A 12,442-nucleotide genomic window follows, 5' to 3' on the forward strand; every position below is an offset into this window, starting at 1 on the left:
TTTAAGACAGGAAATTGGTTGTCAGCGATATACGGCATCGGGGCAATCGTCGGGGGCAGGTCTCACCGCCACCGAGCCGTCGGGTCCCCGGACGTAGGCGATCCGGAAGATGTCGGAGAGCACGTCGAGCGTACCGTCCAGGTCGTCGAACAGGATCAGCTTGCCGGTACACTTCCGGCTCCCGATCTCCCCGGAGCAGGTTATTTCGATCTTGTAGAAGGCAGCCACCTTTTGCAGGACTTCGAACAGCGTGTTCGAGGCGAAGAACAACAGTCCGTCCTTCCAGCTGATGTATTTATAGGGATCGACCTCGTAGACCGAGTAGCTGCCGTCCTTCATCGAGAAGCGTTCCGAGGGATTCAGCGTCACCGATTCGCCGTTGGCCACGTCGATGGCCACCGAGCCTTCGACCAGCACCACGGCCGACGAACCGTCGGCACGGGGCGCGGTCGTCACGTCGAACGACGTGCCCAGCACGCGGGTCGCAAAATGGTCGGTATGCACGATGAAGGGACGGTTCGCATCCTTCGCCACCTCGAAATAGGCCTCGCCCTCGACGAAGACGTCGCGCGTGTCACCGAATGCGGACGGGAAACGGAGCACCGACGCCGAATTGATCCACACCCGCGTGCCGTCGGAGAGTTGCAGATGGGCGCGCTTGCCCTTGGGGACCACCAGTTCGCTCGTATGCACGCGCACCTCCTGCCGGGGCGTTCTGCGATCGGCCTTCATCCCCTCGTTCTCCTTGCCGTCGATCAGAATTTTACCCTTGGGCGTAAGGCTGATACGGGCGATGTCGTCGTACACCTCGCGGCTGCCTTCGCGGGTCACGAGCGTGATGTTCTCATAGGCCTCGGCCGAAGGCAGTCCGGAGTCCGTGAAATCCGCACACCAGAACAGGGCCGCCACGATGCCGGCGACCAGTACCGCAGCGGCGGCGAAGAGCGCCGTCCGGTTGCGGCGGCGGGGAGGAGCTGCAAAACGGCGCCGGGCGTAATAGTCGGTCAGGATGCGGTCGAGCAGCAACTGTTTCTCCACGGACGGCAGCGCGGGATGGGTCTTGCCCACACGGCGCACCAGGCTCACGGCGCGCTCGAACTCGACCAGGTCCTGCGGATGGCGTTCGGTATAATCGCACCAATAGCCGTCCTGCGCCCGTTCGGGATCGAGACACCACAAAACGAAGTCCGGATCGGAGGTGAAGAACTCCGCCGTGTGCTTCTGAATATCGTCCGGTTTTATCATCGATTCCAACGTAATCTTCGTAATCTTCAAATTGCATGCTGCGGCACCGCGCTTTTCCCTATGACGGCGAATCCGCCGTTTTGTCCCCCTCGAACCGCGAAAAACAGCGCCCGCCGCATCAAGTGGCTATTTTCATCGTCTTGCCGCACTCCCTGCTCTTCCGCAGTTTGCCCAGCCCCTTCGACACGAACTTGCGGACGGCGTGGGGCGTGGCGTCGAGTATGACGGCGATGTCGTCATACTCCATCTCGTAGACGAAGCGCAGCAGCAGCGCCTCGCGCTGCTTGGGCGAGAGCTGGTTGAGCAGCGACTCGATCGTTTGGCGGATGCGCAGCACGTGCTCCGATTCGATCATCGCGTCGAGCGAGGTCAGCGACACCCGCAATCCCGGTTCCCGGTCCGAAAGGTCGCACTTGTCCACCCGCGAACGGTGCAGGTCGACCAAACGGTTGTGAACGATCCGGAAAAGATAGGCCTTGATGTTGACGATGCGGCCCAGGTCGACCTGGCGGGTCATGATGTCGAGGAATATGTCGTGGATGACATCCTTGACCGTTTCGTTGTCGAGACCGAACCCCATGCCGTAGGCATAGAGCGCATCGGCGTAACTGTTATACAACATAACATATACGTCGGTCTCTTCGGCATACTGCCGGTCGATTCGTCGGGTGTCGTACTTGCGTTGCCGAAACATTCGGGTCATTAGTTTGGTCGGTCATTCGATATAACGGAAAACCGTCCGGTTTGTCCCCCTGCAAGCGGCAAAAATCGAATAAAAAATGCGAAATAGCAAATTTTCGCTCCCCCAGGGGACAAAACCGGAAACTGTCCGTCTTATAGTCCGAAACCAATCCCTTTCGGAAAAATGATACGAAAACCGTTTTTCAGTCTGTTCCTGCTCTGCCTGCCGCTTCTCTCGCTGTGCAGCTCGGGAAACGATGACCCGGCCCCCGAACCGGCCCCGGGCAAAACATGGCTCGACCCGATCCGTGTCGCCACCTACAACATCCAGTACGACAACGCCGCCGATCAGGACAACAAATGGACGACCCGCCGGGATTTGCTCCGCCAACTGCTTCAGAGCGAGAAGTTCGACATCTTCGGGGCGCAGGAACCCTATCTGACCCAGATCGAGGACATCGAGCCGTTCCTCGACGGATACGCCTGGGTCGGAGAGAACGTCATCGGCGACGAAACGGCCCGGCGACGCCACTACAACCCCGTTTTCTACCGCAAGGACAAATTCGAGGTATTGGACCGGGGAGCGTTCTGGTACTCCGAAACGCCCTCCGCGCCCGGGTCCAAAGGCTGGGACTCCTATTCGCCCCGCATGTGCAACTGGGTGCATTTCCGAATCCGCGCGAACGGGCGGGAATTCTACCATTTCAATTCGCACTTCGACCACATAGGGACTACGGCCCGCGCCGAGAGCGCCAAACTGCTGGTGGCCAAAGTGCGGGAGATCGCAGGCGGCAAACCGGCCTTCTGCACGGGCGACTTCAATTCGAACCAGAACACCGAAGCCTACAAAACGATCGCCGGATCAGACATCCTGGCCGACAGCTACGTCCGCTGTCCGGCCAAGACCAACGGAGACTGGCCCACCTACAACGGCTACAAATATATCTCGACGCCTCCTGCCGCCGCGTCGCGCATCGACCACGTCTTCGTCACGCCGAAGGACACGAAGGTCGTTTCGTGGCGCATCGTCAACAACAGCTACAACCGGAAATACCCTTCGGACCACTTCCCGGTCGTGATCGAATGGTCGCTGGCCGAATAACCAGCCATGCTGCCGGCAAAAAAGCCTCTTCGCCTCGTGGCGGGGAGGCTTTTTTCATCCGGAAGGTGTCCCGAAAACACAAAACGGACTCCGGGTCACGTTCCGGCGGAAACGGGAAATAAAAAAAATTCATAAAAAATGCAGGAGATAGCGAAAGATTCCTATTTTTGCAAAATCAGGTTAGGCCAAAAGGTGGAAATACGCGACAAATCCGACACGGGGGGGGGTAATCCGCCCAACGGTGTTTTTGAAGGTATATACAGAAGATACTATGTATATATCCTTAATTTTGCGTACTCTTTCGTCATGGACCGTGCGGCGGCCGAAGACATCGCGCAGGACGTCTTCTGGAAACTGTGGCGGAGACCGTCGTGGCTGCCCCAGCCCGACGACGCCCGGCACTACCTGCTGCGGCTGGCAAAAAACGAATGCCTCAACTACCTCAAGCACAAAGGAGTCGAAGACCGCAACAAGCAGAAATTGGTCGAAGCGCTGCTCTTCTCCGAGACTTCCGGCTGGAGCCGCGATGACGAAGAGGCGCAGGCGCGTGTCCGCAAATGCCTCGACATGCTCCCGCCCAAACAGCGCGAGGTGCTCACGCTCCGCTATTTCGAGGGACTGAAATATACCGAAATCGCACTGCGGCTCGGCATCTCGCCCGAGACCGTGGAGACACACATCAAACGCGCCTTTCGCTTCTTCCGCAATAATCTCCCTACGATCATGTCAATCGTATTATTCTACGATATGACCGATTTTTAACACTTTTTCAGACTTTCTGTACCGGATTCGGCGCGGCTTGTTGTTCTTTAATAAAAGATTTTAGCAATCCCGCCATGATCATCAACTGGGACATACTCAAAAAATCGGTTCTCGGAACCCTGAACCTTCGGGAACGACAAATGCTGGAGCGGTGGCTCGACGAAAGCGAACGCCACCGGGATTTCTACGAAACGGTCCGGAAACACTACGCCGAACCCGTCGGAAAACTGGAATTCAGCGACGGAGAGCTGGACGCCTCGTGGCAGCAGTTCACGCAGCGCGCCAAACGCAAAAGCGGCCGGCTGATACGACTCCGCGCGGCGGCGGCCTGCGCGGCCGCAGTCGCCGTAACCCTCGGCATCTGGACGCTGAACAGCCCGGCATCCACGACCCCGGAAGAACGGTCGGCCCTGCACATCACGGCCGGAACCACGCAGGCGATACTCTGCGTCGGCGACGGGGAGCGAATCCTGTTAAGCGACAGGGAGCAGGACAGCGAATGGCAGAAATTCGTCGCCGAAGAGGCAGCACCCGCCCGGGAAGAAGCCGCAGACAGCATTCCGCCCGCCCCCGAACAGATCCGGATCGAGATCCCCAAAGGCGGCGAATACCGCCTGCGGCTGCCGGACGGAACGACGGCATGGCTCAACGCGGAAACCGTGATCGTCTATCCGTCGGAGTTCGTGGGCGAAGGCCGCGCCGTAACTCTCAGCGGAGAGGCTTTTTTCGACGTGGCGCACGATCCTTCGAAACCCTTCACGATCACCACTGCGGACCGGCTCGAAATCACGGTGCTCGGAACCCGTTTCAACGTGAGCAGCTACCTCGACGTCGACCGCGCGCAGGTGACGCTGGTCGAAGGCTCGCTCTCGGTGGCCGACGGGGAGCGGAAAGTGACGCTGCAACCCTCGCAACAGGCCGTGTTCGACCGAACAGACCGGACGCTCTCGCTGCACGACGTGGAGGACCCGTCGGGCTGCTGCGCCTGGACCAACGGCATGTTCGACTTCAAGCTGCAACCGCTGGAGACGATCCTCGACGCCATCTCCAAATGGTACGACATCCGTATCGTCTACGACCCCGCCGCCGTGGCCCGGTTCGGGGCCATCACTCTGCAATGCGACCGCCGGAGCGACTTCACCCACGTCATGGAAATCCTCCAGGAGGTTACAGACCTGCATTACTGCGCGGAAGGCAAAACCGTCCGGATCACATTCTGAAACAATCCCATTATTAACCCTTAAAATCAGCAAGCATGAAGAAAACTCTACTCTTTCTCATCTTATGTCTGACCGTTTCCGGCGTCCTGCCGGCACAGGTTCCGCAGCAACGGATCACCCTGAACATGAAACAGGTTCCGGCAGAAGAGGTAATCGACCGGATCATGGCGGCCACACGCTACAAATTCTCGTTTTCGAAAGAGGATCTCCAGCAGGTGCCCGTCCGGGATTACACGTTCGAAAACGCTCCGATCGAGGAGGTGATGGACCGCCTGACGGAGGATGCGCCACTGGGCTGGTCGTTCGTCAACGGAACCATCGTGATCGCCCGGAAAAAGGTTCCGGCCAAAAGTCCGGCGCCGATCGTCACGATCAGCGGCATCGTGCGCGACGCCGACGGAAGGCCCCTGGCAGGCGCCACGGTGCTGGTAAAGGGCCAAAGCAAAGGCACGACGACCAACGGGCAGGGACAGTTCCAGCTGCGCGTGCAGCAGGGTTCGGTGCTGGCCGTGTCGTTCCTGGGCCTCGAAACCCGGGAACTGGCGGTCCACAACCAGGACAAGTTCGATATTCAACTCGAACCCGGCTCGGTGGCCGTCGAAGAGGTGATCGTCCGCACGGGTTACCAGACCATCGTCAAGGAGAAGATGACCGGATCGGCCATCTCGCTCAACGCCAAGGACCTCGCGGTGAGTTACAGTCCCAACGTCACGGACAACCTCGAAGGCCGCATCGCCGGCCTGGTGACCTACAAGGGCAACACGACCATCCGCGGACTGAGCAGCCTGCACGCTTCGACCTCGCCGCTGCTGGTGATCGACGGACTTCCCGTGGAGAGCAAACTCGAAGACCTCAACCCCTATGACATCGAGAACATCACTGTGCTGAAAGATGCCGCCGCAACGGCCATCTACGGCGTGCGCGCATCGAACGGCATCATCGTCGTCACGACCAAACAGGCCCGGGAACAAGGCTCGCTGACGGTGGACGTATCGGCCAACCTGACCGTTTACGAGAAGAAGAACATGGACTATGCGGACAACTTCTACCTCACGCCCGCCGAGCAGGTGAACCTCGAGGCGGGCTACTCCGACTGGTACTTCTTCCACAGCAACGGCGAAATAGACAACCCGACGCAAACGTTCTCCAACAACATCCAGAACGGATACGGCATCTCGCCCGTACAGTATGCCTATTACCAGAAGGCAACCGGAGCGATCGACCAGTCGCAGCTCGACAAACAACTGGACCAGCTGCGGAGCAACGATTTCGCCCGGCAGTTCGGCGAAAAAGCGCTGAAACACCGGTTGCTGCAACAATACAACATCGCCCTGCGCAGCCGCGGCGAGAAATTCCAGTCGAACCTCGTGTTCAACTTCAAACACGACAACTCGGGGCTTATCGAGGCCTACGACCGCGAATTCAACATCTTCTACAAGGGAACCTATCAGGTGGCTTCGTGGATGAAGATGGACTTTGGCGTCAACAACATCGTCAACGCCGCCAACAGCAGCAACAGCAAATACGCTTCGGACCCGTTCAACGTACCGGCCTACATGCGCCTCGTCAACGACGACGGTTCGCTGAACTACTACACCACAGCCGAATACAATCCCTACGACACGCTGATCGAGGAGACCCCCGAACTGCAAAGCATGCTCTTCAACCACGTGGAGGAGCTGGGTAAGGACCGTATCCGGAAGTCGCGCAACTACACCCGCTTCCAGACCAAACTCGATTTCGACGTGGTGAAAGGACTCAAGCTCAGCACCCAGTTCATCTACGAGATCGACCGGAACAACACCTCGGCCTACTCCGAATCGGACAGTTTCATCATGCGCTACATGAAGAACGTCTACACGACCAAGGACGGCGACAACTACTCCTGCCTGCTGCCCAAGAGCGGCGGAAAACTCGCCACGACGCAGAGCAACACCGACAACTGGACTTTCCGCGCACAGGCCAGCTACACGCGCACCTTCGGCAAACACGCCGTGGATGTAATCGGCGGCTTCGAGTTCCGCGAAACCCGCATCAAGGGAACGCGCAACCTGATGCTCGGTTACGACGACCAGAACCAGGCCCAGGCAACCACCAGCGTAAGCTACGTCGACCTCGCCAACTTCGAGCGGACCCCGTTCTTCTGCAAAAACCTGCTGGCCAGAGAGCAGATCTACAAACCCTATATCGAATCGGCCATCGGTCTGCTCAACGAGGAGCGCCACCGCTACGCTTCCGGATATTTCAACGCCACTTACACATACGATGAGCGTTACAACGCCTTCGCATCGTTCCGCAAGGACTACGCCGACATGTTCGGACTGGCCACCGAATTCCGCGGCAAACCCCTTTGGTCGGTGGGCGCGGGCTGGAACATACACAACGAATCGTTCCTGGAAAACAGCCGGCAGGTCAACTTCCTGAAACTGCGCGTCAGCTACGGCGTAACGGGCAACATCTACCAGGACGCCACGAGTTTCACCACGGCCAACTCGACCCTCTACAACGAGGTGACCAAGCTCCCGATGGCCGTCATCGAGGCCCCGGGCAATGAAAAACTCAAGTGGGAGAAAAACGCCACGATCAATGCGGGCGTGGACTTCACCCTGTTCAACAACCGCCTGAGCGGCTCGCTCGACTGGTTCCGCAAACGCGGTAAGGACATCTTCCACACCATGCGCATCGACTGTACGAAGGGCTACGAATCGGTCGTGATGAACTATGCCGACCTGCTGAACAACGGTTTCGAGGCCAGCCTCTCCTACGACTGGTTCCGCCCCAACGAACAACGCGACTTCAGCTGGAACTCGGCGCTGACCCTGACCTTCGTCAAGAACGAGATCACCCGCGTGGACGAGGCCGCCACAACGCCCAATGCGCTCGTAGCAGGCGGCCTGAAGGTCGGCTATCCCGTGCATGCGCTCTTCTCGCTGCCCTACGCCGGTGTCGAGGAGGTGAACGGCAAAGGCATACCGACGTGGCACAAAGCCGACGGATCGACCACCAACGACTACCTGAAAAGCTCCGACATGAGCGTCGTGGTCTACTCCGGTTCGGAAGACCCCAAAACCAACATCGGCTTCAGCAACACACTGCGATACAAGGGCGTCAGCCTGAGTTTCCTGCTCGTATACTACGGCGGCCACTACCTGCGTGCACTTCAGCCATCCGGTATGCCCGGACTGCAATACAGGGCTTTCCCGTCCTATCTGAAAGACAGCTGGACTCCCGAAAACACCGACACGCTGGTTCCCGGATTCGGCCAGTACTCGACCCAGTCGACCACATCGAACATCTACTATACCGATGCCTTCGTACGCCCGGCGGCATTCCTTAAACTCCGCAACATCGTCGTGGGTTACGACCTGCCGCAGTCGTTCGCCCGGAAACTGGGCATGCGCAGCGCCAGCATCCGGTTCCAGATCGACAACCCCAAGGCGCTGTGGGTGAAGAACGATGTGGGTATCGACCCTGAAACGGGCGGTATCCGGCAGCTGACCTCCTATATCTTCGGCATCAATTTCAACTTCTAAACCAGACCCGACCATGAAAAAAATAACATACAGCATCCTGTTCGCGCTACTGGCTTTCGCGTCCGCCTGCAGCGATTTCACCGAGATCGAACCCAAGGGCAAGAACGTGCTCAGCCGGGTAGAGGACCTCGACATGCTGCTCAACTACGAATACCGGCAGCGGGGGTTCGCATTCCGTTCCGTCATGCTGGTGGCCAACGATATCCTTCCCTACGCCGAAAACATCCCCAATCTGCTCAGCGCCAAGGAGAAGTCGCTCAACGGCATCCTCGCGACCTGGGACGGGACCCTCGACCGGGCCATCCTGACCGCCACCGACGATGCCTACTCGGAGTGCTACTCGATCAACGCCAAGGTAGCCAATGCCGTCATCGCCAAGGTCGATGCCGCGGCAGGCGACCGTTACATGGCCGACCGGCTCAAGGCCGAAGCCTACGTGCTGCGCGCCTACATGCACTACATCGTAGTAAACCTCTACGCCAAAGCCTACGACCCCGAAACGGCGGCCGACGACCCGGGCGTACCCTATATCAAAGAGAACGACGCACTCGAAGTGCCGTGCACCAAAAGCACCGTGGCAGAAGTCTATGAAAACATCCTCGCCGACCTCGAAACGGCCCTCGAACTCAACAGCCTGCCCGACAAACCGATCAACACGATGCGTGTGGGCAAAGCGTTCGCCTACGCCGTGAAGGCCAAGGCGCTGATGTCGATGCACAAATTCCCCGAAGCGCTGGAGGCCGCCGAGGCAAGCCTCGCCATCAACGATTTCATCTACGACCAGCGGCAGCTGACCGGAGGCGACTTCGTCCGGCCGCGCATAGACTGCCAGGAGGATCTCTTCACCACGTTCTACGAACGTCCGAACCTGCACGCCTATACCGATGAAATAATGGCGCAGTTCGAACCGGGAAGCATCTCGTTCAACCATTTTCCCAAGATCGACGAATCGGGATTCCCCATCGGACTGATCATCTACGGCGTCCCGGGACTCACGATGTGGGACAACAACGAATACTACATGACCACCGGCGGACTGACCACGATCGGCATGTACCTGACCCGAGCCGAGTGCCTGATCCGTTCGAACAAGGGCGACGACCTGCAAGAAGCCATGAACGTCATCAACACCATCCGCGAGAAACGCATCGACCCCTACACCCCGCTGTCGGCCGCCGACCCGGCGCAGGCGTTCGCCTACCTCAAACAGCTTTCCCGTACGGAAAACTGGTTCTCCTACCGCAACTTCGTCAACCTGAAGCGCTGGAACACCGAGGACGCCTACAAGGAAACGCTCCGCAAGAACCTGCTGGGACAGGAGTTCGAACTGCGCCCCGACTCGCCGCTATGGATCTTCCCCTTCCCGCAGAACGCCACCAACTACAACCCCAATCTCACACAAAATTACTGACATGAAAAAGATCCTCCTGGCAATGGTCTGCGGAATGCTCGCGGCCGCCTGTTGCCGAAATGACAAAACCGCCGCCGAATACCTCTCGGAGTACTCCGAATCGGTGCTGGGCTCGAAAGCCGCCGCCGTCCGGTTCAACACCGTCTCCGAACGCGACAGCGGCACGGAAACGCTGGAAATATATGCCGAACCGAACCCCACGGACACCATTATCGGCATCCGGTTCCAGGCTACGAGCGAGGATTCGCGTGTCATCTACAACGGCAAGGAACTCTTCGTTATCGGCCTGCGAGACAGCTACCGCTACCTGCAGAAGAACGATTACGAGACCTACCCCATCCTCAAACCCTTCATCCCCATCACGGGATACGCCGGAACGCCGTTCTCTTTCGCGCGGGTCTTCCCGAAGATCACGGCCGACTCCACGGCACGGATCACCCTGCTGGCCGACACGGTGATCGACGGGCACAAATGCCGCCAGATCAGCGTTGTATTGCAGAATAAGAGCATCTACGGCGAGAGCCTCTACAAGTTCCCGGCCGACATGCCGCGGGAATTCGGCTACAAGTTCGTCTTCTCGAAGAAGGACGGCCTGCTGCGCGGCGAAGGCTCGGCCAACGACGCGGGCAGCTACGACATGGTTTACTACACCGACTACGTCTTCGACCGCCCCGAGGCGGAACGCAAATGGATGTTCGCCGACTTCCCCGAAGCAAAGCCCTATGAGCGGATCGAATACACCCTGCTGACCGCCGGAAGCCCGATGCCGGAGTTCTCGGCCGTCGTCGACGGCAAAGGCTCCGTCGACCGGAGCACATTCGAAGGCAAACCGACGCTGATCCTCTTCTGGACGATGGGCTGCGGCGCTTCGCGGGCGGCGATCCCGGTCGTGAACCGGCTGTATGAGAAATATCCCGCCCTCACGGTATTCGGGCTGAACAACGACGACCGGGAAATGGAGTATATCACCCGGTTCGTCGCCAAATACGACATCCGTTACACCGTGGGGCTGGGCAGCCGCGAGGCCGCACTCGCCTTCGGCGTCAACGGCTGGCCCACCTTCATGCTCTTCGGCAGGGACGGCAAACTGCGTTACGTACAGATGGGACTGGGCGCCACGACCGAGAAAACGCTGTGCGAAGAGATCGAAAAAACCATAGCCGAAAAATAAAAAGTTCACAACCATTTCCGGAAAGCACCCGTCGGCTCGGGTGCTTTTTTTGTGTCCGGAGGCGAAAACCAGCCCCTTTCCGGCTTTTATCGCGTGCGCCTCCGATTATTGAAAAGAAATTCCTATCTTTGTGGGCTTGTTTCACGATAAGCGCAATTTGTCTGACAGCAACATAAACGAAACGAATAAATGGCGTTACAATGCGGCATCGTCGGCTTGCCGAACGTGGGTAAATCGACCCTTTTCAACTGCCTGTCCAATGCAAAGGCGCAGGCGGCAAACTTTCCTTTCTGCACCATCGAGCCTAACGTGGGCGTAATCACGGTCCCCGACCGGCGGCTGATCCGCCTCGCCGAGATCGACAACCCCAAGCGCGTGGTCCCGACGACCATCGAGATCGTCGACATCGCGGGTCTGGTGAAGGGCGCCTCGAAGGGCGAAGGCCTGGGCAACAAATTCCTGGGCAACATCCGCAACACGAATGCGATCATCCACGTCCTGCGGTGCTTCGACAACGGCAACATCACCCATGTCGACGGCTCGATAGATCCCGTGCGCGACAAGGGCATCATCGACACCGAATTGCAGTTGAAGGACCTCGAAACCGTTGAGAACCGCCTCGCCAAGACCCAGAAGCAGGCCACCTCGGGCGGCGACAAGCAGGCCAAGCGCGCCGTGGAGCTGCTCCTGCAGTACAAGGCGGTGCTGGAACAGGGGCTTTCGGCCCGCACCGTGGAACTCGACAAGGAGGACCGCAGACTGATGGCCGACCTCAATCTTTTGACCGACAAGCCGGTGCTCTACGTCTGCAACGTCGACGAGAAGAGCGCCGCGACGGGCAACGCCTACACCGAGGCCGTCCGGGAGGCCATCGCCGGCGAACGGGCCGAAATGCTCGTCATCGCAGCCGCCACGGAGGCCGACATCGCCGAACTGGAGGACTACGACGAGCGGCAGATGTTCCTCGAAGACCTCGGGCTGGAGGAGTCGGGCGTGGCGCGCCTGATCAAATCGGCCTACAAATTGCTCAACCTCGAAACGTTCTTCACCACCGGGGCCGACGAGACCCGCGCCTGGACCTACCTGCGCGGCATGAAAGCCCCGCAGACGGCCGGCATCATCCACACCGATTTCGAAAAGGGATTCATCCGCGCCGAGGTGATCAAGTACGACGACTACACCGCCCTGGGATCCGAGAAGGCGTGCCGCGACGCGGGCAAACTGTCGATCGAAGGCAAGGAGTACGTCGTCGAGGACGGCGACATCATGCACTTCCTGTTCAACGTCTGACGCCGCAAACCGGGACCGTAAAAAAAT

At 58.9% G+C, this 12,442-nt stretch carries 9 protein-coding genes; 7 read left to right on the forward strand and 2 right to left on the reverse strand.

Translation table 11 applies throughout. From position 1 onward, the window contains the following. Positions 1 to 21: 21 nt before the first annotated feature. Positions 22 to 1,245 carry a FecR domain-containing protein gene (locus ACGHP5_RS00865; RefSeq protein WP_337772117.1) on the reverse strand — a complete coding sequence of 408 codons (1,224 nt, stop codon included), beginning with the start codon at positions 1,243 to 1,245 and terminating at the stop codon, positions 22 to 24. A gap of 118 nt (positions 1,246 to 1,363) precedes the next feature. Further along, positions 1,364 to 1,939 (reverse strand): RNA polymerase sigma factor, encoded by a 576-nt coding sequence (locus ACGHP5_RS00870; protein ID WP_253012353.1) that lies wholly within the window; start codon positions 1,937 to 1,939, stop codon positions 1,364 to 1,366. A 171-nt stretch (positions 1,940 to 2,110) separates the two neighbouring features. On the opposite strand from ACGHP5_RS00870, the gene ACGHP5_RS00875 reads away from it, so the two are divergent. The 7 genes from ACGHP5_RS00875 to ychF all read left to right on the forward strand — a co-directional run bounded on the left by ACGHP5_RS00875 (position 2,111) and on the right by ychF (position 12,415). Beyond that, positions 2,111 to 3,028, forward strand: a complete 918-nt coding sequence (locus tag ACGHP5_RS00875; RefSeq protein WP_337772119.1) for an endonuclease/exonuclease/phosphatase family protein — start codon at positions 2,111 to 2,113, stop codon at positions 3,026 to 3,028. A 138-nt stretch (positions 3,029 to 3,166) separates the two neighbouring features. Then, on the forward strand, positions 3,167 to 3,790 hold the full coding sequence (locus tag ACGHP5_RS00880; RefSeq protein WP_337772120.1) for an RNA polymerase sigma-70 factor: 624 nt from the start codon (positions 3,167 to 3,169) through the stop codon (positions 3,788 to 3,790). Positions 3,791 to 3,864: 74 nt separating this feature from the next. Beyond that, positions 3,865 to 5,010: a FecR family protein gene (locus ACGHP5_RS00885; RefSeq protein WP_390567857.1), complete on the forward strand. Its 1,146-nt coding sequence runs from the start codon at positions 3,865 to 3,867 to the stop codon at positions 5,008 to 5,010. A 35-nt stretch (positions 5,011 to 5,045) separates the two neighbouring features. After that, positions 5,046 to 8,543, forward strand: a complete 3,498-nt coding sequence (locus tag ACGHP5_RS00890) for a SusC/RagA family TonB-linked outer membrane protein (protein WP_337756097.1) — start codon at positions 5,046 to 5,048, stop codon at positions 8,541 to 8,543. 13 nt (positions 8,544 to 8,556) lie between these two features. Then, entirely contained in the window at positions 8,557 to 9,954 is a 1,398-nt protein-coding gene (locus ACGHP5_RS00895; RefSeq protein ID WP_390567858.1) for a RagB/SusD family nutrient uptake outer membrane protein, read from the forward strand. A gap of 1 nt (position 9,955) precedes the next feature. Continuing rightward, complete coding sequence (locus ACGHP5_RS00900; protein ID WP_390567859.1) at positions 9,956 to 11,125, forward strand: TlpA family protein disulfide reductase; 1,170 nt, start codon at positions 9,956 to 9,958, stop codon at positions 11,123 to 11,125. A 189-nt stretch (positions 11,126 to 11,314) separates the two neighbouring features. Continuing rightward, a complete protein-coding gene (gene ychF, locus ACGHP5_RS00905; RefSeq protein ID WP_390567860.1) occupies positions 11,315 to 12,415 on the forward strand; it encodes a redox-regulated ATPase YchF in 1,101 nt (366 codons plus the stop codon). Positions 12,416 to 12,442: the final 27 nt, after the last annotated feature.

Origin of the sequence: Alistipes sp. i18-0019-D1 (genome assembly GCF_042852885.1) — a bacterium.
In the GTDB taxonomy this organism is placed as follows: Bacteria; Bacteroidota; Bacteroidia; order Bacteroidales; family Rikenellaceae; genus Alistipes.

Excerpts from the sequence above, each read along its gene's own strand:
- ACGHP5_RS00865 (WP_337772117.1), bottom strand. The coding sequence starts at position 1,245 with ATGATAAAACCGGACGATATTCAGAAGCACACGGCGGAGTTCTTCACC.
- ACGHP5_RS00870 (WP_253012353.1), bottom strand. The coding sequence starts at position 1,939 with ATGTTTCGGCAACGCAAGTACGACACCCGACGAATCGACCGGCAGTAT.
- ACGHP5_RS00875 (WP_337772119.1), top strand. The coding sequence starts at position 2,111 with ATGATACGAAAACCGTTTTTCAGTCTGTTCCTGCTCTGCCTGCCGCTT.
- ACGHP5_RS00880 (WP_337772120.1), top strand. The coding sequence starts at position 3,167 with ATGCAGGAGATAGCGAAAGATTCCTATTTTTGCAAAATCAGGTTAGGC.
- ACGHP5_RS00885 (WP_390567857.1), top strand. The coding sequence starts at position 3,865 with ATGATCATCAACTGGGACATACTCAAAAAATCGGTTCTCGGAACCCTG.
- ACGHP5_RS00890 (WP_337756097.1), top strand. The coding sequence starts at position 5,046 with ATGAAGAAAACTCTACTCTTTCTCATCTTATGTCTGACCGTTTCCGGC.
- ACGHP5_RS00895 (WP_390567858.1), top strand. The coding sequence starts at position 8,557 with ATGAAAAAAATAACATACAGCATCCTGTTCGCGCTACTGGCTTTCGCG.
- ACGHP5_RS00900 (WP_390567859.1), top strand. The coding sequence starts at position 9,956 with ATGAAAAAGATCCTCCTGGCAATGGTCTGCGGAATGCTCGCGGCCGCC.
- ychF (WP_390567860.1), top strand. The coding sequence starts at position 11,315 with ATGGCGTTACAATGCGGCATCGTCGGCTTGCCGAACGTGGGTAAATCG.